The 24572-nt window shown below is 60.2% G+C and carries 29 protein-coding genes; 11 read left to right on the top strand and 18 right to left on the bottom strand.

All coding sequences use genetic code 11. From position 1 onward, the window contains the following. The first annotated feature begins 2 nt into the window (after nucleotides 1-2). The 4 genes from otnK (at nucleotide 3) to otnI (ending at nucleotide 4390) form a co-directional block, all read left to right on the top strand. Complete coding sequence (gene otnK / locus AABM52_RS16500; protein ID WP_347906894.1) at nucleotides 3-1295, top strand: 3-oxo-tetronate kinase; 1293 nt, start codon at nucleotides 3-5, stop codon at nucleotides 1293-1295. Continuing rightward, complete coding sequence (locus AABM52_RS16495; RefSeq protein WP_347906892.1) at nucleotides 1292-1930, top strand: aldolase; 639 nt, start codon at nucleotides 1292-1294, stop codon at nucleotides 1928-1930. Before otnK ends, AABM52_RS16495 begins: the two co-directional genes overlap by 4 nt. A 189-nt stretch (nucleotides 1931-2119) precedes the next feature. Next, nucleotides 2120-3580 (top strand): SLC13 family permease, encoded by a 1461-nt coding sequence (locus tag AABM52_RS16490; RefSeq protein ID WP_347906890.1) that lies wholly within the window; start codon nucleotides 2120-2122, stop codon nucleotides 3578-3580. A gap of 21 nt (nucleotides 3581-3601) precedes the next feature. After that, entirely contained in the window at nucleotides 3602-4390 is a 789-nt protein-coding gene (otnI, locus tag AABM52_RS16485) for a 2-oxo-tetronate isomerase (protein WP_347906889.1), read from the top strand. Between the two features lie 44 nt (nucleotides 4391-4434). Here otnI and AABM52_RS16480 read toward each other — a convergent pair whose 3' ends face one another. Then, complete coding sequence (locus tag AABM52_RS16480) at nucleotides 4435-5256, bottom strand: DeoR/GlpR family DNA-binding transcription regulator (protein WP_347906888.1); 822 nt, start codon at nucleotides 5254-5256, stop codon at nucleotides 4435-4437. Nucleotides 5257-5523: 267 nt separating this feature from the next. Between AABM52_RS16480 and AABM52_RS16475 the strand changes: the two genes are divergently transcribed. Next, a complete protein-coding gene (locus AABM52_RS16475) occupies nucleotides 5524-7071 on the top strand; it encodes a phospholipase D family protein (protein WP_347906887.1) in 1548 nt (515 codons plus the stop codon). 229 nt (nucleotides 7072-7300) lie between these two features. Continuing rightward, complete coding sequence (locus tag AABM52_RS16470; RefSeq protein ID WP_347906885.1) at nucleotides 7301-7906, top strand: hypothetical protein; 606 nt, start codon at nucleotides 7301-7303, stop codon at nucleotides 7904-7906. Between the two features lie 101 nt (nucleotides 7907-8007). Here AABM52_RS16470 and AABM52_RS16465 read toward each other — a convergent pair whose 3' ends face one another. Both AABM52_RS16465 and AABM52_RS16460 read right to left on the bottom strand, forming a co-directional pair. Continuing rightward, nucleotides 8008-8202 carry a hypothetical protein gene (locus AABM52_RS16465; RefSeq protein ID WP_347906883.1) on the bottom strand — a complete coding sequence of 65 codons (195 nt, stop codon included), beginning with the start codon at nucleotides 8200-8202 and terminating at the stop codon, nucleotides 8008-8010. A gap of 92 nt (nucleotides 8203-8294) precedes the next feature. After that, nucleotides 8295-9137: an NAD(P)H-binding protein gene (locus AABM52_RS16460; RefSeq protein ID WP_347906881.1), complete on the bottom strand. Its 843-nt coding sequence runs from the start codon at nucleotides 9135-9137 to the stop codon at nucleotides 8295-8297. A gap of 178 nt (nucleotides 9138-9315) precedes the next feature. Here AABM52_RS16460 and AABM52_RS16455 point away from each other — a divergent pair, with 178 nt between their 5' ends. After that, nucleotides 9316-9981, top strand: coding sequence for a TetR family transcriptional regulator (locus AABM52_RS16455; protein ID WP_347906879.1), 666 nt, complete (start codon nucleotides 9316-9318; stop codon nucleotides 9979-9981). A 25-nt stretch (nucleotides 9982-10006) separates the two neighbouring features. Here the strand turns inward: AABM52_RS16455 and AABM52_RS16450 are convergent, their stop codons facing one another. From AABM52_RS16450 to AABM52_RS16415, 8 genes are all read right to left on the bottom strand, one after another. Beyond that, complete coding sequence (locus AABM52_RS16450; RefSeq protein ID WP_347906877.1) at nucleotides 10007-10291, bottom strand: hypothetical protein; 285 nt, start codon at nucleotides 10289-10291, stop codon at nucleotides 10007-10009. Between the two features lie 206 nt (nucleotides 10292-10497). Continuing rightward, nucleotides 10498-10728, bottom strand: a complete 231-nt coding sequence (locus AABM52_RS16445) for a hypothetical protein (RefSeq protein WP_007975977.1) — start codon at nucleotides 10726-10728, stop codon at nucleotides 10498-10500. Between the two features lie 128 nt (nucleotides 10729-10856). Beyond that, nucleotides 10857-11078, bottom strand: coding sequence for a hypothetical protein (locus AABM52_RS16440; protein WP_347906876.1), 222 nt, complete (start codon nucleotides 11076-11078; stop codon nucleotides 10857-10859). A gap of 126 nt (nucleotides 11079-11204) precedes the next feature. Continuing rightward, nucleotides 11205-12284: a molybdenum ABC transporter ATP-binding protein gene (gene modC / locus AABM52_RS16435; RefSeq protein WP_347906874.1), complete on the bottom strand. Its 1080-nt coding sequence runs from the start codon at nucleotides 12282-12284 to the stop codon at nucleotides 11205-11207. Between the two features lie 3 nt (nucleotides 12285-12287). Beyond that, nucleotides 12288-12968, bottom strand: a complete 681-nt coding sequence (gene modB / locus AABM52_RS16430; RefSeq protein ID WP_347906872.1) for a molybdate ABC transporter permease subunit — start codon at nucleotides 12966-12968, stop codon at nucleotides 12288-12290. After that, entirely contained in the window at nucleotides 12969-13736 is a 768-nt protein-coding gene (modA, locus tag AABM52_RS16425; RefSeq protein ID WP_347906870.1) for a molybdate ABC transporter substrate-binding protein, read from the bottom strand. It abuts the gene before it with no gap. 124 nt (nucleotides 13737-13860) lie between these two features. Further along, nucleotides 13861-14928, bottom strand: a complete 1068-nt coding sequence (locus AABM52_RS16420; protein ID WP_347906868.1) for a nitronate monooxygenase — start codon at nucleotides 14926-14928, stop codon at nucleotides 13861-13863. A gap of 101 nt (nucleotides 14929-15029) precedes the next feature. Then, complete coding sequence (locus AABM52_RS16415) at nucleotides 15030-17474, bottom strand: autotransporter (RefSeq protein ID WP_347906866.1); 2445 nt, start codon at nucleotides 17472-17474, stop codon at nucleotides 15030-15032. A gap of 179 nt (nucleotides 17475-17653) precedes the next feature. Here AABM52_RS16415 and AABM52_RS16410 point away from each other — a divergent pair, with 179 nt between their 5' ends. After that, complete coding sequence (locus tag AABM52_RS16410; protein ID WP_347906864.1) at nucleotides 17654-18637, top strand: MDR family oxidoreductase; 984 nt, start codon at nucleotides 17654-17656, stop codon at nucleotides 18635-18637. On the opposite strand, the gene ada is transcribed toward AABM52_RS16410, so the two are convergent. The 5 genes from ada to AABM52_RS16385 all read right to left on the bottom strand — a co-directional run bounded on the left by ada (nucleotide 18638) and on the right by AABM52_RS16385 (nucleotide 21789). Further along, the gene (gene ada, locus AABM52_RS16405; protein ID WP_347906863.1) at nucleotides 18638-19702 is read right to left on the bottom strand and encodes a bifunctional DNA-binding transcriptional regulator/O6-methylguanine-DNA methyltransferase Ada; all 1065 of its coding nucleotides are present in this window, start codon (nucleotides 19700-19702) and stop codon (nucleotides 18638-18640) included. An 87-nt stretch (nucleotides 19703-19789) separates the two neighbouring features. Beyond that, nucleotides 19790-20470, bottom strand: coding sequence for a DNA oxidative demethylase AlkB (alkB, locus tag AABM52_RS16400; RefSeq protein WP_347906861.1), 681 nt, complete (start codon nucleotides 20468-20470; stop codon nucleotides 19790-19792). Beyond that, nucleotides 20460-21164 carry a 2OG-Fe(II) oxygenase gene (locus AABM52_RS16395; RefSeq protein ID WP_347906859.1) on the bottom strand — a complete coding sequence of 235 codons (705 nt, stop codon included), beginning with the start codon at nucleotides 21162-21164 and terminating at the stop codon, nucleotides 20460-20462. Before AABM52_RS16395 ends, alkB begins: the two co-directional genes overlap by 11 nt. A gap of 117 nt (nucleotides 21165-21281) precedes the next feature. Further along, nucleotides 21282-21449, bottom strand: coding sequence for a hypothetical protein (locus AABM52_RS16390; RefSeq protein ID WP_347906856.1), 168 nt, complete (start codon nucleotides 21447-21449; stop codon nucleotides 21282-21284). A gap of 37 nt (nucleotides 21450-21486) precedes the next feature. Then, the gene (locus AABM52_RS16385; RefSeq protein WP_046038396.1) at nucleotides 21487-21789 is read right to left on the bottom strand and encodes a DUF1883 domain-containing protein; all 303 of its coding nucleotides are present in this window, start codon (nucleotides 21787-21789) and stop codon (nucleotides 21487-21489) included. A gap of 201 nt (nucleotides 21790-21990) precedes the next feature. On the opposite strand from AABM52_RS16385, the gene AABM52_RS16380 reads away from it, so the two are divergent. Together AABM52_RS16380 and AABM52_RS16375 are read left to right on the top strand one after the other, a co-directional pair. Then, nucleotides 21991-22347: a hypothetical protein gene (locus tag AABM52_RS16380; protein WP_347906854.1), complete on the top strand. Its 357-nt coding sequence runs from the start codon at nucleotides 21991-21993 to the stop codon at nucleotides 22345-22347. 72 nt (nucleotides 22348-22419) lie between these two features. Further along, on the top strand, nucleotides 22420-22650 hold the full coding sequence (locus AABM52_RS16375) for a hypothetical protein (RefSeq protein WP_008053025.1): 231 nt from the start codon (nucleotides 22420-22422) through the stop codon (nucleotides 22648-22650). 11 nt (nucleotides 22651-22661) lie between these two features. Here AABM52_RS16375 and AABM52_RS16370 read toward each other — a convergent pair whose 3' ends face one another. Together AABM52_RS16370 and AABM52_RS16365 are read right to left on the bottom strand one after the other, a co-directional pair. After that, nucleotides 22662-22943, bottom strand: a complete 282-nt coding sequence (locus AABM52_RS16370) for a hypothetical protein (protein WP_347906853.1) — start codon at nucleotides 22941-22943, stop codon at nucleotides 22662-22664. 136 nt (nucleotides 22944-23079) lie between these two features. Continuing rightward, nucleotides 23080-23268 carry a hypothetical protein gene (locus tag AABM52_RS16365; protein ID WP_007985505.1) on the bottom strand — a complete coding sequence of 63 codons (189 nt, stop codon included), beginning with the start codon at nucleotides 23266-23268 and terminating at the stop codon, nucleotides 23080-23082. Between the two features lie 290 nt (nucleotides 23269-23558). Between AABM52_RS16365 and galU the strand changes: the two genes are divergently transcribed. Next, the gene (gene galU, locus AABM52_RS16360; RefSeq protein WP_007975949.1) at nucleotides 23559-24398 is read left to right on the top strand and encodes a UTP--glucose-1-phosphate uridylyltransferase GalU; all 840 of its coding nucleotides are present in this window, start codon (nucleotides 23559-23561) and stop codon (nucleotides 24396-24398) included. The last annotated feature ends 174 nt before the right edge of the window (nucleotides 24399-24572 follow it).

Raw genomic sequence — 24572 nt, 5'->3', positions numbered from 1 at the left:
CCATGACTACCTCCACCGCACGCCCGTTGCTGGGCTGCATCGCCGACGATTTCACCGGCGCCACGGACCTTGCCAACATGCTGGTACGCGGCGGTATGCGCACCGTGCAAAGCATTGGCATCCCGAGCGCGGAAGTGGCGGCCGGGCTTGATGCTGATGCGATCGTCATTGCCCTGAAGTCGCGTACCACGCCGGTCGCCGAAGCCGTCGAGCAGTCACTTGCCGCGCTGGCCTGGTTACGCGAACAAGGTTGCGAGCAAATCTTTTTCAAATATTGCTCGACGTTCGACTCCACCGCGGCCGGCAATATCGGCCAGGTCAGCGAAGCACTGCTGGCCGCACTGGGTAGCGACTTTACCCTTGCGTGCCCGGCATTCCCGGAGAATGGCCGGACGATCTTTCGCGGTCACTTGTTTGTGCAGGATCAATTGCTCAGCGAGTCGGGCATGCAGAACCATCCGCTGACGCCAATGACCGATGCCAATCTGGTGCGCGTCCTGCAATCGCAGACCCGTCTGAATGTCGGCCTGTTGCGCTACGACACGATTGCCCTGGGCGCTGAGCAGGTGCGGGCGCGAATCGCCGAGCTGAGGGCTCAAGGTGTCGGCATGGCCATCGCCGATGCGTTGTCGGACAGTGATCTGTACACCCTGGGTACCGCCTGCGCCGATCTGCCGTTGTTGACGGGTGGTTCGGGGCTGGCCCTCGGCCTGCCGGAAAACTTCCGTCGCGCAGGCAAGTTGCGCGACCTCGACGCCTCGAAACTTCCGGCGGTGTCCGGCGGGGAAGTGGTGTTGGCCGGTAGTGCTTCGATCGCCACCAATGGGCAGGTTGCGGCCTGGCTCGAAGCCGGCCGTCCGGCTTTGCGGATTGATCCGTTGGCCTTGGCGGCAGGGGAACCGGTGGTGGCGCAAGCCTTGGCCTTCGCCCGTGATAACGAGAAAACCGTATTGATCTACGCCACCAGCTCACCGCAAGTGGTCAAGTTGGTGCAACAGCAACTGGGCGTCGAGCAGGCCGGTAGCCTGGTGGAAAACGCCTTTGGCGAAATTGCACAGGGCTTGCGCCAGAGTGGCGTGCGCCGCTTCGTGATCGCCGGCGGAGAAACTTCGGGTGCTGTGGTTCAGGCGCTGGGTGTACAGCTGTTGCAGATCGGCTCGCAGATTGATCCGGGTGTACCGGCGACCGTCAGCAGTACCGAGGAACCTTTGGCGCTGGCACTCAAATCGGGCAACTTCGGTGGCCGCGACTTCTTCAGCAAAGCCTTGAACCAACTCGCGGGAGGTGCTCAGTGAGTAACGAAAACGCCCTGCGCGAAGAAATCTGCGAGGTTGGCCGCAGCCTTTACCAGCGCGGATACACCGTCGGCAGCGCCGGCAATATCAGCGCACGCCTGGATGACGGCTGGTTGATCACGCCGACGGATGTGTGTCTCGGGCGTCTCGATCCGGCAACCATCGCCAAGGTCAATCTGGCGGGTGAATGGGTGTCCGGTGACAAGCCTTCAAAGACGCTGGCGTTGCATCGCCAGGTCTACGACCGCAACCCGAGTGTCGGCGGCGTGGTGCATACCCACTCCACCCATCTGGTGGCGTTGACGCTGGCCGGTGTCTGGCAGGCGGACGACATTCTGCCGCCACTGACGCCGTATCAGGTCATGAAAGTCGGGCATATCCCGTTGATTGCCTACCAGCGACCCGGTTCGCCGAAGGTTGCCGAACAGGTCGCCCTGTTGGCCAACAGCGTTCGCGGCGTGATGCTCGAACGGCTGGGGCCGGTGGTCTGGGAGAGTTCGGTCTCCAGGGCCAGCTACGCCCTGGAAGAACTCGAGGAAACCGCACGGCTCTGGCTGATGAGCAATCCCAAGCCTGAACCGCTGGATCAGGTGGCGCTGGACGAACTGCGAACAACCTTTGGTGCGCACTGGTAACGCATTGTCTTAACACGACAGATCGATAACACAGGCACTACCCGGGAGACGCACAGGGACTCTCGACTGCCCCGGCATGCCTGAAAAAACAATAACAACAGGAAATCCAAGCATGACTCACCTTCACTGCGGCATGTTCAGATCCAGTGGCAGCACCCTTTCATTTACCCGGCGTGGAGGGTTTGTGAAATGAGCCCGTTAATCCTGATGATTACCGCCGGGGCAGGCATCGCGCTGTTGTTGTTCCTGGTGCTCAAGTACAAGTTCCAGCCCTTCGTGGCCTTGATGCTGGTGAGCATTCTGGTGGCGCTGGTGGCCGGGGTGAAACCGGCCGATCTGGTTGCCACCATCGAAGGCGGCATGGGCAAGACCCTGGGTCATATCGCAATCATCATTGCCCTGGGCGCGATGATCGGGCGGATCATCGAGCTTTCCGGCGGTGCCGAGGCGCTGGCCAAGACGCTGATCACCCGTTTCGGCAATCGGCGTACGCCCCTGGCGTTGACGATTGCCGGCTTCATGGTCGGGGTGCCGGTATTCTTCGAGGTCGGCGTGATCATCCTCATGCCGTTGGCCTATGGTATTGCCCGGCGTGCGCGCAAGCCGCTGCTGGTGTTTGCGTTGCCGATGTGTGCTGCGTTGTTGACCGTGCACGCCTTTCTGCCGCCGCACCCGGGTGCAGTGGCCGCTGCCAGCCAATTGGGCGCGGACCTGGGCCGCGTGCTGATGTTCGGGTTGCCGCTCACCGCGTTCCTTTGCTATGTCGGCTACCGCGTGGCCGGGCGCATGACCCGTCGGGCCTACCCGATGACCGACGACATTCGTGCCGAGGTCTATGGCCCGCATGTCACCAACGAGGATCTGGCGGCCTGGTCCAATGGCAACGACAAGAGCGTTGAGCGAGCGGCTGAAGCCGTATCACACATGGGCCTGGAAGAGTCCGTCAGCAGCATCGTTTCCAAACTGCCGCAGGCACCCGCACCGGGTTTTGGCCTGATCGTCAGCCTGATCCTGCTGCCGATCATTCTGATTCTGCTGGGGACGCTGTCTACCTCGTTGCTGCCTGCCGAATCGACTCTTCGCGGCGTCATGACCGTGCTCGGTGCGCCGCTGGTGGCGCTGCTGATCGACACCTTGCTGTGTGCCTGGCTGCTGGGTTCGCGCCGGGGCTGGAGCCGCACTCAGGTGTCTGACGTGATCGGGTCGGCCTTGCCGGGTGTCGCCATGGTGATCCTGATTGCCGGTGCCGGTGGCGTATTCGGCAAGGTGCTGGTGGATACCGGAATCGGTGCCGTGGTCTCCGACATGCTGCGCACCACCGGTCTGCCGGTGCTGGCCCTGGGCTTTGTGCTGACCATGCTGTTGCGCGCGGTGCAGGGCTCGACCACGGTGGCGCTGGTGACCACTGCCGGCATCATCAGCCCGCTGATTGCGACCCTCAACCTCACCCCGAACCACATGGCCCTGCTGTGCCTGGCCATGGGCGGTGGCGGGTTGGCCATGTCCCATATCAATGATGCCGGTTACTGGATCTTCACCAAGCTGTCAGGCCTGAATGTGGCCGACGGTCTGCGCACCTGGACAGTGATGACCACCTTGCTCGGCACCTTGGGTTTCTGTATTACCCTGCTGATCTGGCCCTTTGTCTAACCCTTTATCTCAGGAGCTACCATGCCTCGTTTTGCTGCCAATCTCAGCATGCTCTACCCGGAACATGAGTTTCTGGATCGCTTCGCCGCCGCGGCCGCTGACGGTTTCGAAGCGGTGGAGTATCTGTTTCCCTACGACTACCGCGCTGAAGAGCTCAAGCAACGCTTGAGCGACAACGGCCTGGTGCAGGCACTGTTCAACGCGCCGCCCGGTGATTGGGCTGAGGGGGAGCGGGGCACGGTGTCGTTGCCGGGTCGGGAGAGTGAATTTCGTAGCGGTTTTGATCGTGCCCTGGATTACGCCGGCGTATTGGGCAATTCACGCATCCATGTGATGGCCGGGCTGTTGCCGTCGGAGAGCGATCGCCCGCGGCATCACGGCGTGTACCTGGAGAACCTCGCCTACGCCACCGCCCAGGCGGCCAAGGCAGGTGTCACCGTATTGCTCGAACCGATCAATACGCGAGACATGCCTGGCTTTTTCCTCAACCGCCAGGATCAGGCCCAGGCCATCTGCAAGGAAGTGGGCGCCAGTAACCTGAAGGTTCAGTTCGACTGCTACCACTGCCAAATCGTCGAGGGCGACCTGGCGACTAAACTGCGTCGCGACTTCGAGGGTATCGGTCATATCCAGATCGCCGGCGTGCCGGATCGGCATGAGCCGGACTTGGGGGAAGTCAATTATCCCTATCTGTTCGAGCTGATCGACCAGTTGGGTTATGACGGCTGGGTAGGGTGCGAATATCGGCCGCGAGGCAATACGTCCGCCGGCTTGCAGTGGTTGCGCGACTGGAAAGCGCGGGCGCTATAGGGGAGGGTAGCGACGGGCTCCACTGGATGCAGGAGCCCGTCGTTTCACGCCGGTGTGTTGTCAGCCGGCAGCAACAGTTCGACACCCTGCTTGCGGATGCCGTCGGCCGCAGCAGCGGTCAATGCGTCGTCGCTGAGGATGATGTCGAACTGCTCGAGCCCGGCAATCCTGTACATGCTGAAGGTGCCATATTTCGAACTGCTGGCCACCAGCACCACTTGCGAAGCCGATTGCATCGCGGCTTGCTTGACCTCCACCTTCAGCGCCGAAGGCGTGGTGAGGCCGCGACGCAAATCCCATGAGCTGGTGGATATGAACGCGATGTCGGTGACCACCTGACGCAAGGTGGCAACCGCCAGGCCGCCCACGCACGATTGATTGGAGTGATCCAGCTGCCCGCCGGTATGAATCACCGTGACATGGGGGGCTTCGATCAGTGCCTGGACAATGCCGAAGTCATTGGTCACCACGGTCATGCCGGACAGCGCCTTGATATAGGGGACGATTTCCAGCGTGCTGGTTCCCGCATCCAGGTAAATCGTCATGTCGGCATGCAGCAGCCGGGCAGCGAGCCTGGCCATGGCCTGCTTCTGCGGTAACTCGACCACCGCCTTGATCTGATGGCTGGGCTCACTGTGCAACTGGCTGGCGATCCGCACCCCACCAGTTACCGAGTAAGCACGACCTTCCTGCTCCAGCAACGCGATGTCGCGGCGTATGGTCATGTGCGAGCAGTCGAACATTTCCATCAATTGATGAACGCTCAGCACCTGGTGCTTGCGCAACTGTCGCAGCATCAACTCACGGCGCTGTTCAGGGATCATCGGTGCGCCGCTTTCGGTGGCGATGTCCTTTTGACTAGGCATTCGGGCTCCAGAATGAATAAATCCGCAGACAGGGAAGGCGGGTAAACATAGTAGCGAATCTGCCGTCGGATCAGTAGCGCGACGAGGCACCGGGGCGGTTTCATGCTCCGGGCGCAGTTGCCGGGAAATTTCGACACGCTGCCTGAAACGGGCTTTACTGGAACAAGTCGTGCAGATTACCGAGGGCAGCATGTTCTCGGCAGCCAGTACTGGCTGGATGCCGAGTGCAAAACCACACCCGTCGAGGTTGAGGAGCAGTCCTTGCCCATGTCCCGGTTCCTCTGCGCCATGCTGTTCGCGCTGCTGCTCGTCGGCTGCGCCACCACGCGCTTGCCCCACGAATTCAGCGAGGCGATACCCGCCAGCGATTCGGCGTTCGGGCGCTCGATCCAGGCTCAGGCCGCCGCGCACGAGGGGCGCTCGGGTTTTCGCTTGCTGCCCAACAGCAGTGAAGCATTCCGGGCGCGCGCCGAGTTGATCCGCCATGCGCAGAAATCCGTCGATCTGCAGTACTACATCGTGCATAACGGTCTGAGCACCCGGGCGCTGGTGCGTGAAATGCTGCTGGCAGCAGATCGCGGCGTACGGATACGCATCTTGCTCGATGACACGGCCAGCGACGGCCAGGAAGAAGTCATCGCTACCCTGGCGGTGCACCCGAACATCCATATCCGCGTCTTCAACCCTTTGCAGCTGGGGCGCAGCACTGTGGTCACTCGAACCATGGGGCGTCTGCTTGATCTTTCCCAACAACACCGACGCATGCACAACAAACTGTGGCTGGCCGACAACAGTGCAGCCATCGTCGGCGGACGTAACCTGGGGGATGAATATTTCGACGCCAAGCCGGATCTGAACTTCACCGACATGGACCTGCTGTGCATCGGCCCAGTCGCCGAGCAGTTGGGGCACAGCTTCGATCAGTACTGGAACAGTGCCTTGAGCCAGCCGATCAGTGACTTCCTGCTCCACAAGCCAACAGCACAAGACTTGCTCGAGAGCCGTCAACGCCTGGAGCAATCGCTCCAGACTTCACGCATCGAGAGCAAGGTGTTGTACAACCATCTCATGACCTACCAGACTCAACCGCAATTCGAGACCTGGCGCAAGCAACTGATCTGGGCCCATAACAAGGCTATGTGGGACGCTCCGAGCAAGGTCCTGGCCGACGGCGAACCGGACCGCGGGCTGTTGATGGCCACACAACTGCGGCCTGAACTCGATGGCGTCAATAACGAGTTGATCATGATCTCGGCTTATTTCGTCCCGCAAAAGCCGGGCATGGACTATCTGCTGGGGCGTGCCGATGCCGGCGTCGATGTGCGCCTGCTGACCAACTCACTGGAAGCCACCGATGTGCCGGCGGTGCATGGCGGCTATGCACCGTATCGCAAGACTCTGCTCGAACATGACGTGAAACTCTATGAGCTGCGGCGCCAGCCGGACGATCCCGGCCGCAGCTCTTCGTTTGGCTTCAGTGGTGGCTCGGATTCCAGCCTGCACACCAAGGCCATGATCCTGGACAAGCAGAAAGTGTTCATCGGCTCGTTCAATTTCGACCCGCGTTCAGTATTCTGGAACACTGAAGTCGGGGTGCTGGTCGATAGCCCCGAACTGGCCGGCCAGGTGCGCCAACTGGCGCTTGAGGGCATGGCGCCGGCCATGAGTTACCAGGCCCGACTGGAAAACGGCGAAATCGTCTGGCTCACCGAGGACGACGATCGCCTGCATACCTTGCGTAAGGAGCCCGGCGGCATATGGCGCAGCTTCAAGGCCTGGCTCAGTGACAAGATCGGCCTGGAGAAAATGCTCTAGATCGAAATCTGGCGTACAGCCTCTGTTCTCACGCCCACGGCTGTGAGCATTCAATCAGAGCTCAGGGCTTGCGTCAGGTTGCCGTGCAACAGGGACTTACAAAGAAGCCTCTCGATAAGGGTGACGCGGTCAAGCCGGATGTCTTCTGACGTTTTTGCCTGCACCTGCCTGACTCAGGCTCCTTGCAGTAAATGGAGGGTACCTATGCCCTTATTCTTGAGGGTAATGAATGAAACAAGGACAAGTTCTGCTGTTGGCTTTGTTGATTATGTTTTTAACGGGTTGCACGACTACGACGCCAAAAGACCAAGGCAATCTTTGCAGTATCTACCGTGAGTATCCCGACTGGTATGAGGACTCGCTGCAAATGCAGAGTGAATATGGGACACCTCTGCATGTGGCCATGGCGATCATGAAGCAGGAAAGCAGCTACGTGGCGGACGCATTGCCACCTCGTGACTACCTGCTCTGGGTCATCCCCTGGGGGCGAGTCAGTTCGGCCTACGGTTATGCGCAGGCTCAAGACCCAGTGTGGGGTGAGTACAGGGACAATACGGGCAACGGTGGTTCGCGTGACAGCTTCGACGACGCGATCATGTTTATCGGTTGGTACACCACTGGCACCCAGCGTCAGCTCGGAATCTCCAAATGGGACACCTACAATCAGTACCTGGCGTATCACGAGGGGCGTGGGGGCTTTAGCCGCAATACCTATCGAAACAAACCTTGGCTGATGCAGGTTGCCGAGAAAGTACAAAAGCAGTCAGAGATCTACAGCGCCCAGCTCAAGCAATGTCGCCAGGAACTGGATGATGATCGTAGCGGGTGGTTCTAGCGCGGCGTTATCGAGGATCAAGGGCTTGCAAGCGAACGCGGATGCAAGCCCTTGTTTGTTTCTGCTTCATTTCTATCTTGATCGTGGTTGCCTGATGCTTTTCAGGACGCTGGGTCTGCCTTGCGGCGATCGCTGCCGGCCGGGTTGCCGGTATCGATCTGCCTTCTTTCCAACAGTACGTTTTTCAATGCCTGGCGGTCTGACGGGTCCATCTGATGTTCTCGCTCCTTGAGTTCCAACAGGATCGGGGTCGACCACTGGCGGTAGGTTTGTTCGGCACTACGATTGAGTGACATGGGTTCCTCCTTGATCAGGCTCCTGCCAATAAAGGCACCGCACTTCGATACGCCCAAAACCCTAGTCGACGAAGCGGGTTCCCGCCACTGCTTTACGTCGGACGGCCATTGCCCCAGATGCCCGTAGCGCCAGTGCGCTGTACGTAGTCGCCAAAGTCGCGCGCCGGGCGTCCCAGTGCGCGCTGTACGCCATCGGCCACGGGGGTGTTGCGACCGTCCAGCACAGTCGTGAAGAGATACAACACCAGATCGATCAACGCCGGGGGAAGTTGTTCCTGTTCCATTGCCTGTCGATAGGCGTCTGGCGGTACGGCGACGAATTCGATGTCGCGACCGGTGGCGCCGGCAATCTCGGTCACGGCCTGAGCAAAGGTCAGCGCCCGAGGGCCGGTCAGTTCATAGAGCTGGCCAATGTGCCCGGGTTGGGTCAGTGCCGCGACGGCACACTCGGCGATGTCTTCTGCATCGACAAAGGGTTCCGCGACCTGGCCGACGGGGAGTGCGAGTTCACCTTGCAGAAGGGGTTCAAGAAAGTGTGCCTCGCTGAAGTTCTGGCAAAACCAACTGGCCCGCAGAATCGTCCAGTCGATCCCGCTGTCCTGTACGACGCGTTCGGCCTGTTGCGCTTCTACTTCGCCACGCCCGGATAACAAGACCAGTTTGCGGACGCGGCTTTTCACCGCCAGGTCGGTGAATGCCTGGATGGTTTCAAGGGCGCCTGGAACGGCAAGATCCGGCTGAAAGGAAATGTAGACGGATTGAACGCCATCGATCACGGCATCCCAGGTTGATCGATCCTCCCAATCGAAGGGTGGATTGGCGTCGCGGGAACCCCGGCGAACGGGCAGGCCGGCGGCCTCGAGCCGTTGTGTGATGCGCCGTCCGGTTTTGCCGGTAGCGCCGAGGACCAGCGTGATTGGTTGGGCAGTTTTCATCGCGTTCATCTCCATCGGTTAATGTGAGTGATGCTCACGTTTAAAAAATGATAGATGCTCATGTTTTATCGTCAACCCGTCAAAGCGAATTCCCCGACGTGTGGTATCTGTTGTTGGGCGTAGGGAGTGGCGATGCTAAGGTGAGTACATGTCACGTTATTGGTCGGGAAATTCACTCGTGCGCAAAAAGCCCCCTGATACCCTCGAACAGCCTGCTGCAGAAGCGGTTCGACGCAATCCCACGCAACAGCGCAGCCGCGATCGTCAGGAGCGGATTCTGGCGATGGCGACTCAATTGATCGCGGACAAGGGCAGCGACCAACTCAAGATGAGTGAAATCGCCGAGCGCTCCGAGATCTCGATCGGTTCCCTTTATCAGTATTTCCCCGACAAGAGTTCTGTCATTCGTACGCTGGCCGAGCGCTACAACACTGAAAGCCGTCGTTGCATTGCAGAGGCAATGGAGGCCGTCCAGGACGCCCGGGGTTTGCAGGCTGCCTATTCGCAGTTGCTGGATCTGTATTACGAGATCGTGATGGCGACACCGGTGATGCGGGACATCTGGTCCGGCATGCAGGCCGACAAGCAGTTGTTACAGTTGGAACTGGGGGAGAGTCGGGTTGCCGGAGCGCTGCTGGCCCAGGCGATGCTTCGCGTGTATCCCGATTGCGACGAACAGCAGGTCGAGGAGTCCGCGTTTTTGATCTGGCACCTGGGGGAGGCGACCATGCGGTTGGCTGTCACTTGTGCTCCCGAGGAGGGACGAGCGCTGGTCGAGGCGTTCAAGCGCATGTCCCTGCGCGAGATCATGGAGCCCGCGCGCAGGAACATCGACTCGCTGTAAAAGCCTGGCGGTTGGTTCTGTTTCCCTAAACGAAGGGTTGGCCGCCAAAGCCACGGGGCAGTCGTTGCAGGCCGGCCATCACTGTCAGTCGCTCGGTCCAGGCTGAACGCCAGTCATTGGCGGTGTGCATGGCTTTGGCTTTGCGTGCTGCGCGGCGGGCGGCGTTGCGTTCAGCCTTGCGGGCTTCTTTATAGGCGTCGGTGTTTCGGCAACTTCTGCATTTCACCCGATTGAGTTCGCGGGTCGATACGAGGTTGTTGCCATGGTGACCGCAGGCCAGGTGCCCGCTGACTTTGAAATGAGTGACCATTGGAACGTCTCCTTCGCGACGTGTGAGCGGTTGACTCCACGTGAGCGGGGACGTTCGATTGGTTTTGCGCAACAAAAATCCCGACACCAGGCCGGGTTGTGAGAAAGGATGGAAATCCAGCAGGCAGCCAAAGGTTCGGAGACGTCAGTGTCACCGATCATGCTGCCCGAATCGGGCCTGTCCTCGCACCGCGAATCCGTGACGGATCATCTGAACCGAGGCAGAGGTCGATCGACAGGCTGGAGAGACGACAGCGTGTGTCGGATCAGCGGCGTGTCCTTTTCGATGTCGTTCAGGCGATCACGAATTCTGAGGGCGGTGGGGTGTCCGCCTTGATGATCGACCCAGTCGGCGATTTCCTTGCAGGCGGCGGCCAGGCGGGCCTGACGGGAGTCCAGCAAGGTGAGCAGGGTGGTGATGGACTCTTTTTCGGACATGGGAGACACCTCCGTTCAAGAAACCTGGTGTGGCAGCAAAAAGCCCGCCGGGAGCGAGCTTTCTGCCGAATGGGTTACTGATCCTTCAGCCATTTCAGTATAGACCCGTTAAAAAAGGGTGACACTCCTCAACTTTGTCGGGCTGTCACTTGTGATTTAGCGTTCAACTGACGGCAAACACGCACGGCGTCCTCTTCAACCTCGTAGCCATCGCCGATGAAGCCTTGGGTGCGGGTATCGGCAATGCGATACCAGACCGTGGCATCCGGCGGCAGGTGCTCATATTCACCCTCGCGGCGGCCATGAATGATGATCTTGTTGCAACGCTTCACGACGAAAATGTCTTCCATGGCGTCTCCGCAGCGGATTCGTGTTCAGTTCAACTATAGAAGCCATTGCTGATCGTGCAAAAAATAGCCAGGTCAATTCGTCGGTTCAGGCGCTGACCTCTGCCCGGTGCAGCCGTGCGTTCGGGTTTACGCCAGCACCGCGACCGCTTTTATTTGCGCCCAGAGTGGCTGGCCAGGATGGACGTTCAGTTGATCACGGGAATAACGCGTGATCCGCGCAAGCAGCGGCGTGCCCGCAGCGTCCAGGCGAATCAGCACATGGGCGGCGTTGTCGGCGTTCATTTCACTGACCACGGTGACCGGCAGGCGATTGAGAATGCTGCTGTGCCCGGCATTGTCCAGGCTCAGGCTCACATCCCGCGCCTGAACCTTGCAGCGCAGTGCCTGGCCCACGTCCATTGGCGTATGCGGCACGCGAATGTCGAGGGTGGTGCCGGGCAGTTGCAGGCTGAGCAATTGATAGTCGGCGTCATAGGCGCTGACGCGACCTTCGATCACCACACCGGCGTCATCCCCCATTGCCAGCGGCAAGTCGAGGCGTGCCAGGGTCTGGCCGATCGGGCCGCTGGCCAGTGCCTTGCCGTTGCTGAGCAACACGATATGGTCGGCCAGCCGCGCGACTTCATCCTGGGAGTGGCTGACGTACAGCACCGGGATGTCGAGTTCGTCGTGCAGGCGTTGCAAGTAGGGCAGGATTTCACCTTTGCGTTGGGCATCCAGCGCCGCCAGGGGTTCGTCCATCAGCAGCAGTTTCGGGCTGGTGAGCAAGGCGCGGGCGATGCCGACGCGCTGTCGCTCACCGCCTGAAAGGTGTTGCGGGTGCCGGTCCAGCAAATGGCCGATACCCAGCAACTCGGTGGCGTGGGCCATGTCGACCCGACGCTGCGGCTTGGGAATGCGCTTGAGGCCGAATTCCAGGTTGGCCAGCACCGACAGATGAGGAAACAGGCTGGCTTCCTGGAACACGTAGCCCAGTGCGCGTTTGTGCGGAGCGATGAAGATACTGTTGTCGCTGTCTTGCCAGACTTCATCATTGACCTGAATAAAACCTTGATCGGCCCGTTCCAGGCCGGCGATGCAGCGCAGGCAAGTGGTCTTGCCCGAGCCGGAGTGGCCGTAAAGCGCCGTGACGCCACGGCCCGGCAGTTGCAGATCGACGTCCAGGGCGAAGCCCGAATAATGTAATTTCAGACGCATTTGAATCATCGATCAGCTCCAGCCCGCTTTGGTTTTACGGCTGGAATACAGCGCCAGCAGGACGGCAAACGAGAACACCAGCATCGCCCCGGCCAGCCAATGGGCCTGGGCGTATTCCATGGCTTCGACGTGATCGTAGATCTGCACCGAGACCACGCGGGTCTTCTCGGGAATGTTGCCGCCGATCATCAGCACCACGCCGAACTCGCCGACGGTGTGGGCGAAACCGAGAATGGCCGCGGTAATGAAACCCGGGCGGGCCAGGGGCAGCGTCACGCTGAAGAAGGTGTCCCAGGGGTTGGCCCGCAAGGTCGCGGCCACTTCGAGCGGGCGCGTGCCAATCGCGGAAAAAGCGTTTTGCAGCGGCTGGACCACAAACGGCATCGAATACAACACCGAACCAATGACCAGCCCCGCAAAACTGAATGTGAGGGTGCCAAGGCCCAGTGATTGGGTGAACTGGCCCAGGAACCCGTGAGGGCCGAGGGCCAGCAACAGATAGAAGCCAATCACCGTCGGTGGCAGTACCAGGGGCAGGGCGACAATCGCCCCGACCGGGCCGCGCAACCAGGAGCGGGTGCGCGACAGCCATAACGCAATCGGAGTGCCGACAATCAGCAGGATGACGGTCGTCAGGGACGCCAGTTTCAGGGTCAGCCAGACGGCGGAAAAATCGGCACTCGATAGCGACATTTAGATTTCGTAACCGTAGGACTTGATGACAGCTGCCGCTTTCGGCCCCTTGAGGTAGTCAACCAGTGCCTTGGCGGCCGGGTTGTCCTTGCCCTTGTTGAGAATCACCGCGTCCTGCTTGATCGGGTCGTGCAGGCTGGCGGGAACGATCCAGGCCGAACCGCTGGTGATCTTGCCGTCCTTGTAGATCTGCGACAGGGCGACAAAACCCAGCTCGGCGTTACCGGTGGAGACGAACTGGTAGGCCTGGGTGATGTTCTGGCCTTCAACGATCTTGTCCTTGACCTTGTCGGTCAGGCCTTGCTTGGCCAGCACCTGGGTCGCCGCCAGGCCATAAGGCGCGGCTTTCGGGTTGGCGATGGACAGGTGCTGGAACTCGTTCTTTTTCAGCACATCGCCCTTGGCATCGACGTAGCCTTCCTTGGCCGACCACAGCGCCAGGGTGCCGACGGCGTAGGTGAAGCGCGAACCCTTGACGGCGTCGCCTTCGGCTTCAAGCTTTTTCGGGGTGCTGTCGTCTGCCGAGAGGAACACTTCGAACGGCGCGCCGTTTTTGATCTGGGTGTAGAACTGGCCGGTGGCACCAAAGGATGTGACCAGTTTATGGCCGGTGTCTTTTTCGAAATCAGCGGCGATGGCCTGGATAGGCGCGGTGAAGTTGGCGGCGACAGCAACCTGGACTTCGTCCGCCTGGGCTGAGCCCAAGGCGAATACGGCGAGAAGGCTCGCCAGGCAGGTCGGGGCAAAGCGTGAGGCACGAATGGTCATGAAACGGCTCCGTCAAAGGCAATTGCGGCAGGGGTGAATCGTTATGTACTTAAATATATAGCGAAATGCCTTTGAACTGAATGTGTTGTCGCTGAATTGTATACAATTTTAACGAAACTGATGCTCAGGAGCGACCTAGCAGCCTCGCTAATCCTTCTTCAGCCAGTTTTCGAGTCAGTGCCTCGCTGGTCAAATCGACGCCGAGGGTAAAGGCCTGGCCGGCCCAGAGGTTGCTGAAGTCCGCTTCACCTTTGGCCCGCAACGGCATCAGCGCGCCACCGGCAAGGGGGAAGGCCGGAGCCTTGGCGCTCATGGGGCCCAGTTCACGCATCACCCGATTGAGGATGCCCCGGGCCGGTCGACCGGTGAACACGTTGGTGACGGCCGTCTCGCTTTCCCTGGCAGTGCGCAAGGCTTTGTGATGGGAGGGGCTGACCTTGGCTTCAGGCGTGAACAGGTACGCCGTACCCACCTGTACCGCCGAAGCGCCGAGCATGAAGGCGGCGGCGACGCCTCGGGCGTCAGCGATGCCGCCGGCGGCAATCACCGGCACTTTCACCGCATCGACGACTTGGGGCACCAGGGCGAAAGTCCCCACCTGACTGCTCAGGTCATCGCTGAGAAACATCCCGCGATGGCCCCCGGCTTCGTAGCCCATGGCAATGATTGCATCGCAGCCGTGCTGCTCAAGCCACACGGCTTCCGCGACGGTGGTGGCCGAGGACAGCACTTTCGCACCGGTGGCCTTGACCCGGTCGAGCAGGGATTTTTCCGGCAGGCCAAAGTGAAAGCTCACCACTTCCGGGCGAAACGCTTCGACCACTTCGCAGGCCGCGTTATCGAACGGCGCCCGGTTGGACACTGGCGTCGGCGCATCGAAGTCGATGCCGAGCTCCTGGTAGTAGGGTTGCAGCAGGTTTTTCCAGTCCTGTGCGCGTTGCTCATCCGGAGCAGGCGGCTGATGACAGAAGAAGTTGACGTTGATCGGGCGCCGGGTGTGTTGGCGGATGGTTTTGAGCTCTTCGCGCAGTTGATCCGTGCTGAGCATCGCCGCTGGCATCGAGCCCAGGCCGCCGGCTTTGCAGGCGGCAATCACCATGGACGAGTTGGTGGCACCGGCCATGGGCCCCTGAATGATCGGCAGTTCGATCCCGAGCAGGTCAAGAATGCGGGTATCTGGCCATTGGTTCATGTGCTGTGTTCTCCGACGTTGGATCCGGGCAGGGACGGTAGAACAGAATTTGTAACGCAACGACTGGCGCAAGGCCAGTCGTCTTTTCAGCGGATAAGGCTTTAGCGTCGGTGGAAGCCGCCACCCCCGAAGGAGTGATTCATGAACCGGGACGAGTCGTGATAACTGTTGAAGCGATCATTACCGGAGGAGCGCGCATCGTATTCCCGGTTGAGATTCTGGACCTGGGCGGTGTTGGCGGAATCGAGGCGGGTTGCACCGCCCTGGACCATCGATTGCCAGCCGCTGTCGGTCCTCTTGTAAACGTTGCCATCGTGGCCGGCGTACACGTTGTCGCCGACATGCGCCACGCCGCCGTTGCGATCATGGATACCGCCGTACTGGGTGGTGTTGCCGGTATTGGGGTTGTAGACGGCCCCGCGATTGGCGGTGACCTGGGTGCCGGTGCGAACGTTGCCGGCGGTCACATGCTGGCCGGCGATGGCACCGCCGTCGGGGCCGACGGCCACACCGCTGCGGCCGGCGGCATAGTTGCCGTTGTAGACGTTATGTACCGCGCCGCGCTGGCCTGCCGCGGCGATGCCGGTGCGCGAGTTGTAGGAGGCGCCGACCTGGCCGGCCCAGCGATTGCCGGTCCAGGCGTTGTAACCGCCGCCGTAGCGGCTGACCGAAGCGCGGTCGCCCCACTGACGGTAGATGTTGCCGGTCGTGCCGGCCCAGCCACCGGGGCCCCAGGCGACGGCGCCGCCATGATAGCCGTAAGCGGCACCGCCCCAAGGCATTGGCGCAGGGTACAGATGCGGCCCCCAGGCGTAACCCCAGCCGTAATTGCCCCACCACGGATAGGCGCCCCAGCCCCAACCCACGGCGACCGTGCTGCCGCCCCAACTCCAGCCGAAACCGAAGCCAAACGTCCAGCCTGTCCAGGGTGTGTAGCGAATCGCCACGCCAAAGCCATAAGTCACCGGTGGGCCATACCAAACAGTGCCTACCCACGGCGTATAGGGATAACCGGTGCCATACACCACCACGCCGCTGTCAGGGTCCAGCGTCGAACCCTGGTACCCCGGCGTGTAACCGACGACGACCGTATCGCCACTGGCTTCGTAGACTTTCACGTAAGTGACGTAGTGCATCGGTGAGCTGGGCGGAATCGAATAGATCACCGCCGGCACTGACGAGGCGGCCGTCCAGGGGCCTTGCACCGAGGTGGCCACGAACCAGATACCGTTCTCCACCGCGTACCAGCTTTGTGCATCGACCATGATGATCGGCATCGGGCTGTTGACCACGTATTGCAAAGGCGTGCCTTTGATGGCCTTGAGTTGCGGCTCGCCGTCGAATGTCGGCTTGCTCATTTTCACTTCGCTCTTCTTGATCGCCGAGGTCTGCGGAATGGTCGCTGCAATGGCCGCTTCCTTGGCCTGGGGCGTGCCGGCCACCGAGGCCTTTACGTTTTCCTTGGGGCTGTCATCGGGAATGTTGGCGAAGTCCGCCGGCAACTTGTCTGCCCCCACAAAGGTCCAGGGGCCTTTCATGTCACCGGCGCGGAACCAGCGCCCCGAGATCAGCACGTAACTGTCCTGGTCACCGATCTCCTTGAAAATATGCCCGGTGGTGTTGGTCACATACAGCAGCTTGGTGTTCTGGATCGGCTGCCATTGCGGCGCGCCGTCAGTGACGATCAGCTCGGTTGGCACCGTGGCGATATGGATCTGCGGAATCGGCGGTTTGGCCAGCGTCGGTATCTTGTCCTTCGGATCGCTCTGGCCGGTCAGCAGGTCTACCTGTCGGCCCTGGATCGCAGCTTTCTTGGCCTTCTCCAGCTCGGCCGAAGGCGAGGGCAGTGGCGCATATTGTCCGCCCAGGTTGTCCGCCACCATCCAGCCATCGAACACATGCAGGTAATGCTTGCCCTGTGCGTCCTTGAGCAGCAACGGCCGGGTGTTGATCACCCGCTGCAGCGAGGTGCCGTCAACGGGGCGATAGGCCGGTTCGCCATCGATGTACACCAGCAGCGCGGGTACCTCGGACGAAATAATGGTCGGCGGGGTATTTTCCAGCGGCTCGCTGCTGGACTTCTTTTCGGCGGCGATGACGCCGAGCGCGGCCTCGAGCTGGTCGAGGGAAATGGATTTCGTGCGGTTCTCGGCGTCTTGCTTCACCGCGGCGACCCAGCTGTCAGCCTTGCTTGCGCTATCGGGGAAATCGGCCTTGGTGATGGTGTACTGATCGAGCGCCACCCAGCGAGTGGCCTTGTCGACGAGAGTGTGGGCGCTGAACTGCACGATGCCGTAGGTGGATTTGCCATCGGTACCCGTGGCCTCCACGGCGGCCCGCGCGTGCAGGGTGTAACCGTCCCAACTGTCGAGTTGTGGCTGGTAGATGGTCAATTTGGTGTCGCCGGCAGCCAGCACCTGTGGCCAGCTAGGGGCGGTCGGGGCCTGATTCGCGGGAGGTTGGACGGGTTGTTCTGCTGCCTGGACGCCGGCAAGCGGAACCAGACAAAGCATCAGTAATACGGTGAATAAACGCAGTTTAGGCATTGTCAGCTCCATCGACAAGACAGTTTGTTGCGGCATTTCAAGGTTGCGAAAAAGCATAGCCGCCGTCAATCAAAACGCTCGGCGGTTTGCCTGATTGGCTTAAAGTCGGGTACGGCAATCCGTTGCCATGTGTTATTTCAATGGCTCCACCACCAGACTGATTCCATTGAGAGGCCGTAATGTTCAAAGGTATTTTGATCGACAAAGACGACAGCGGTTACCGGGCCACACTGCAAGAGATCCAGGACGATCAGCTGCCCGAGGGCGATGTCACGGTGCGTGTTGCCTACAGCACGCTGAACTTCAAGGATGGCCTGGCGATTACCGGCAGCAGTCCGGTGGTGCGCAAATTCCCGATGGTGCCGGGCATCGACCTGGCCGGTGTCGTCGAAGCCAGCGGGCATCCGGACTACAAGGTCGGTGACCCGGTCCTGCTCAATGGCTGGGGTGTGGGCGAAGGGCATTGGGGCGGATTGGCGCAGAAGGCTCGCCTGAACGGTGACTGGCTGATTCCACTGCCCAAGGCGTTTACCGCTGCCCAGGCGATGGCCATCGGTACGGCGGGCTACACGGCCATGCTGTGCATTCTGGCGCTGGAGCACAACGGCGTGACGCCCGAGCAGGGCGACATTCTGGTGACCGGCGCCAACGGCGGCGTCGGCAGTTTCGCCATTGCCTTGCTGAGCAGGCTCGGCTACCGGGTGGTCGCGTCCACCGGACGGACTTCGGAGCACGACTACCTGAAGCAACTGGGCGCCAGCGAAATCATCAATCGCGCGACCTTGTCCGAGCCGGGCAAGCCGTTGGCCAAGGAGCGCTGGGCGGCTGTCATCGACTCGGTCGGCAGCCACACCCTGGCCAACGCGTGCGCCAGCACCAAGGCCAATGGCACCGTCGCGGCCTGCGGTCTGGCCCAAGGCATGGACTTTCCGGCATCCGTTGCGCCGTTCATTTTGCGCGGCGTGACCCTGGCCGGCATCAACAGCGTGACCCAGCCCAAAGCCAAGCGCGTGGAGGCCTGGAATCGCCTGGCCAAGGATCTGGACTTCAACCTGTTGCCGCTGATCAGTCACGAAATCGGCTTGAGCGAAGCCATCGACGCCGCGCCGCGCTTGCTGGCCGGGCAGTTGCGCGGGCGCGTGGTGGTGGATGTGAACCGCTGATCACTGCGACTCACGCTCCAGCAACTGCCGTTTGCGCTCGACACCCCAGCGATAGCCCGACAGATTGCCATCGCTGCGCACAACGCGATGGCAAGGGATGGCCACGGCCAGGCTGTTCGCCCCGCAGGCCTGTGCCACGGCGCGAACGGCTTTTGGTTGACCGATGCGCTGGGCGACATCGGCGTAGCTGGCAGTGCTGCCCACGGGAATCTCCCGCAGCGCTTGCCAGACACGCTCCTGAAACGCCGTACCGCGTACGTCCAGCGGTAAATCCAGGCCAATGGCCGGCGCCTCGATAAAGCCGACGACCCTGGCAATCAATTGCTCGAACTCGTGATCGGCACCTATCAGGTTGGCGCGGCGGAATTTGTCTTGCAGATCACAGACCAGTTGGTGCGGATCATCGCCCAGCAGGATCGCGCAGACTCCGCGCTCACTCTGCGCCACCAGAATCGCGCCCAGCGAACACTGGCCGACGGCAAAACGAATGTCATTGTTTTGACCGGCCGCTCGGTAGTCCCCGGGTTTCATTCCCAGCAGTTGGTCTGCCGCTTCATAAAAACGGCTGTTGGAGTTGAAGCCGGCGTCATACAGGGCATCGGTCACCGAGCCGCCGTCCGCCAGCCGTTCGCGTACCTTGCGTGAGCGATGGGCATCGGCGTAGCCCTTGGGCGTCAGGCCGGTGACGGCTTTGAACACGCGATGGAAGTGGAAGCTGCTCAGGCCTGCTGCATCGGCCAATTCGCCCAGCGCAGGCAGCGTTTCGGCGCTTTCGATCTGGCGGCACGCGGCGGCCACGGTGGCGGCATGCTGCGCGGCGAGTTCGCTCTGATCCTTCGTCGCACGCTTGCTCGGACGATAACCCGCGGCCCGGGCCTGTTCGGCGCTTTCGAAGAATTCGACATTGTGGGGCTTGGGCAAGCGCGCGTGACTGCTGGGATTACAGTAGATACCTGTGGTCTTCACGGCATAGACAAACTGCCCGTCAGCCTTGGGATCGCGGGCGACCACGGCGGCCCAGCGCGGATCGTTTTCGATGGTGATCTTGGTCGATTGGGTTGTCATGGCGTCACGTCCATTGAGGGGTTGCCTGCACATTAACCATGGGGCAATTGCCACACACTCCGGCGCTTGCGGTCAAACTCGAAGTGTTTATCCGGCGGTACGGAAGGTGAAGTTGATGCGTTGTTCACCGAGTTTCGCATGATGGCCGTCCTTGATCGGCAGCACACCGTGATAACGCAGGCGATCCACGCCACCCCAGACCACGATGTCGCCATGGAGCAGGGGAACGCGCTGACTTTTGTCGCTGCGTACAAATCCGCCGAACAGGAACGTCGCCGGCAAACCCAGGGATACCGAAACGATGGGGGCGGCGTAGGAATGTTCGTCCTTGTCCTGATGCAATGACATTTTTGCCCCGGGAATGTAGCGGTTGATCAGGCAGGAGTCCGGTGCAAAATCGGCGAAACCCGCTGCCAGTGCCGCCGCTTGTGCCAGTTGGAAAAACACCTCGGGCATCATTGGCCAGGGCCGACCGGTTTGTGGATCGTCGCGGGTGTACCGATAACCGCTGCGGTCCGTGGTCCAGCCGAATGTGCCACAACTGCTCAGGGCGACCGACATGGTGAAACCGCCGGGTGTGACCATTTGCCGAAACGGCGCGGCCGCCAGCACTTCTTCCAGGGCAGGCAGAAAACGCTCCAGCCAGGGCAGGGCGAAGCCTCTGAGCACGTAGGACTGTTCGGCGATCTGCTCGCGCCTGGGCTGTTGCTCGGGCTCCGTATCGGCAAACAGATCGAAAGTCAGCGGATTCATGGGCTCATGACGCATCGTGAAAGATGATTCCAAGGGTATGTCGTTTGCCGCTGTGCAGGCGACTCACGCCGTGACGCAGGGTCACACGGTAGTAACCGCGCGTCCCTTTGACCGGCCGCTGGTTGACCGCAAAGATCAACCCGTCACCTTGCTTCAGGCCGATGACCATCGGGCGTGACTGCATGCGCGGGCGCTGCTCGGTCAGGACAAATTCGCCGCCGGTGAAGTCTTGATCCGGGTCTGACAGCAGAATCGCCACTTGCAGCGGGAACACGTGCTCACCGTATAGATCCTGATGCAAACAGTTGTAGTCCTGCGGACCGTATTGCAGCAACAAGGGTGTCGGACGGTTCTGACCGGCGGCATGGCAGCGTTCGAGGAAGGCGGGATGGGCTTCAGGAAAGCGCACCGGCAAGCCCATCTGTTCATGCCAGCGATTGGCGATGGGCACCAGTCGTGGGTAGAGCGCGCTGCGCAAGCGGGCCACCAGTTCCGGCAACGGGTAGCTGAAATACTTGTATTCGCCTCGGCCGAACCCGTGGCGAGCCATCACCACGTGGGAGCGAAACAGTTCGGTTCGAGGGTACAAGGCGCTGACCTGCCCGCAAGCCTTGTGGCTCAGCAGTGACGGGATGACGGCGTAACCGTCCTGATCAAGTTGCTGCTCCAGCCGGGGCCAGTCCAGCCTGTCCAGATATTGCTCGCTCATTGCCGGGCCTCTTGTTGTTGAGGTGGCCAGTCTGCAAGGCAAGGATTAAGCCGGCACTCCGGTGCTTGCGGTCGAACTGCGAACGGGAGGCGACGTCGATTGTCGCTCCGGATCGGGTTACAGCGCTTTGCTGACGCTGATGTCGCTGATGACGTCGTCCTGCCCATGAATGGCATCCAGCGCCGCTTTGGCTTCTTCCGGGGTGCCGTTTTCAAGCTGGGCAAACTCGAAGCGGCGCTCACCGTTGAGTTTGTATTTGATGACGTACTTGGTCGTTTGGGCCACGGTTGTATCTGCCTGTCTTGTGTATCGGGTTCGCTGATCAGCTCAGTTTCGTGCTGGAGCGGCGAATGATTTTGATCGAGTGCGTCAGGGTGGGTTTGCGCGTCACGCTGATAGCGCGGTGGTTGACGGTGTCGATCGTGATGTTCCAGAAACCGGTGCTAGGGGCCGTGATGCGGGCCGGAAACGTGTCGAATGCACCGCCGTGATAGGTGTGACGGCCGCCATTCTTGAAGCTGCGGAAGTTGGCGTCGTTCATCAAGCGGATGTTGCACATTTGGGAGCATTGAATGACGACGATGTCGTCTTCATTGAGGTGCTCGCGCTGATGGATAAATTTCATGAGGCGCCTCCAGAAGGGCTTTTTCTACAAAATCAAAACGATAGCATGGGCGAATGGCGCAGTTTATCAGCCCGAACACCTTATTATCCGGCCGCTTCGACAATTAAAAACGCTTATTTCACATTTGATGAGCGATAAAGCAGTTTGTCTCGGAGAAAAATCGCAGTTGCGCTGTCCGAGCTTCTTTATCGGAGGTTTGGTATGAAGTGGGGTTTGTGGTTGTTGCCGATGGCATTGTCGATCAGTGGTTGCGCGAACGTCTCGCAAATCAACGAGTCCTTGCCAACGATGAACGTGATTTCCGGCAAAAAGCCCCATGAATACGCGCAATGCCTGAGCGAAAAGCTGGCCGCCAGCCGTGGCGCCTTGCAAATCCAGCCGCACAAGGATGGCGTGCGTGTGATCGTACCGCTCAAGTTCTCCTCCGGCCCGTCCGCCGTGTTTGACATTGAAGAACGCTCCGGCGGCAGCAGCATCAAGCTGCACGAGAGCATGTCCAATGTCCCGGTGCGGCCAAAGGACGTACAGAATGCCGCCAACGAGTGCATTTCCGGCTGATAGACTATCGACCATCAGCACCGATGCCGCCCAAGCCCTGCTTTGGCGGCATCGTCATTTCTGGAGTCGAACATGAAGCGAGAGCAGGTCCGGGAGCGCCATGCAGAGGGTTTGATCTCTGCCACCCACGTGATTCAGAACCCGGCGGAGCTGGGGGAATGGATCGTGTTTTTCAAGAAAAGCGCCGGGCGCAGCTATTTCCTGGTGGATGACAATGATGAAGTCGAGTCCTTCAGCCGCCTTGATGATCTGATCGATACCGTGCGCGGGCTCGGAATCAAATTCGCCGAAATCCACATGTAGGGCGCGGTGCCTTACCTGCAGATCACCACAACGCTGCGGCTCTTGTAGTTGCCGACGTCGGCGCCGAGGGTCTTTTCGCTCTCCTTGAGCGCGGGGGTGCCATCGGTCCCGACAATCTTGTAGCCGGTGCCCGCGCAGGACGCATCGGCCTTTTCGTAGCACGCAGCCCAGGAGTTGGCTTCCCCGGAGCAGTCGATCGACAGACCTTGCTCTCCGTTGGCCAGGTAGGTTGGTTCCGACGTTGCGCAGCCGCTCAGGGCCAATACCGTTAGCAAAGGCAAAATTTTATTCATGGCTTGATCATCGTCAGGGGGGTGGGCTAAGGCTGAGACAGCGTTCCATGCAAAAGGTTATAGCCAAAGGCCACTTCTTTTTCATTTTTCATAAAAAAGCCCTACGCTGTGGCAGGGCTTTCGGATCGGGCGTCGATCAGCTCTTGTCCTTGCCGCGTCGCTTGGGTTCCGGGTGCTCAAGCTCCAGCACCGAGGCCACTTCGATTGCCAGGGCTTCGGAAGGGAAAGGCCCGGCGATATTTTCACCGGCGACACTGGCCACCCACCATTGACCGTCCTTCTCCTGGTTGATCAGGAATCCGTTGACGCTTTTTACTGCCGACATCTACTTGCCTCGTTGTCTGGTTCAATCGCGCCATGATACCGCCAAACGCACTCAAGGGGTGCCGATGGGCGTATGGTGGTCCGTTGCGGGCAGTCGAAAGCCGTGCATTTACGCAAGTCTCTGCTATGCATAAGAGGCTGCGCAATCAGCTGTTCAACCCCGCAGGGAACTATCGGCCAGAATAATTCTCTATGTTGGCATCAGTTAGCCAGCGCGGGGGCATTGTAAGGTGCACGCCGCCTGATTAGACTGCGCCGAAACTCGTACACACAGCCCTTTCAAGGACTTTTATGATCAAGAAATGCTTGTTCCCAGCAGCCGGTTACGGTACTCGCTTCCTGCCAGCGACTAAAGCCATGCCCAAAGAAATGCTGCCGGTGGTGAACAAGCCACTGATCCAGTACGGCGTCGAAGAAGCACTGGATGCCGGCTTGAACGAAATCTCCATTGTCACCGGTCGCGGCAAGCGCGCCCTGGAAGACCACTTCGACATCAGCTACGAGCTGGAAAACCAGATCAAGGGCACCGACAAGGAGAAATACCTGGTCGGCATCCGCCGCCTGTTGGATGAGTGCTCGTTCTCCTACACTCGCCAGACTGAAATGAAAGGTTTGGGTCATGCGATCCTGACCGGCCGTCCACTGATCGGCGACGAGCCGTTCGCCGTGGTGTTGGCGGATGACCTGTGCGTCAACCTGGAAGGTGACGGCGTACTGAAGCAGATGGTCAAGCTGTACAAGCAGTATCGCTGCACCATCGTCGCGATCATGGAAGTCGACCCGCAAGAAACCAGCAAGTACGGTGTGATTGCCGGCGACCTGATTGGTGACGACCTGTACCGCGTGCGTAACATGGTCGAGAAGCCAAAGCCGGAAGATGCCCCGTCGAACCTGGCGATCATCGGTCGTTACATCATGACGCCGGACATCTTCAGCCTGATCGAACAAACCGAGCCAGGCAAAGGCGGCGAGATCCAGATCACTGACGCCCTGATGAAACAGGCGCAGGATGGTTGCGTGATTGCCTACAAGTTCAAGGGCAAGCGTTTCGACTGCGGCGGCGCCGAAGGCTACATCGACGCGACCAACTTCTGCTTCGAGAACTTCTACAAGACGGGCAAGGCGTACTGATCGCCTGAGTTGCTCGTGTTGGAAATCGAACTTCGTTCTGTGTAAAAAACACAGGTGAGGGATCAAGCAAACGCCCCGACTTCGTTCGGGGCGTTTGCTTTTGTGCGGACTCAGTTATGCAGGGGAACGAAAGGTAGGTATCGCCTGACATCCATCGGTAGGATTTGCGAAAGA

This window comes from Pseudomonas grandcourensis, from assembly GCF_039909015.1.
In the GTDB taxonomy this organism is placed as follows: Bacteria; Pseudomonadota; Gammaproteobacteria; order Pseudomonadales; family Pseudomonadaceae; genus Aquipseudomonas; species Aquipseudomonas grandcourensis.
Note: the sequence above shows the minus strand (reverse complement) of the source record. Positions and strands in the feature narration are given on the sequence as shown.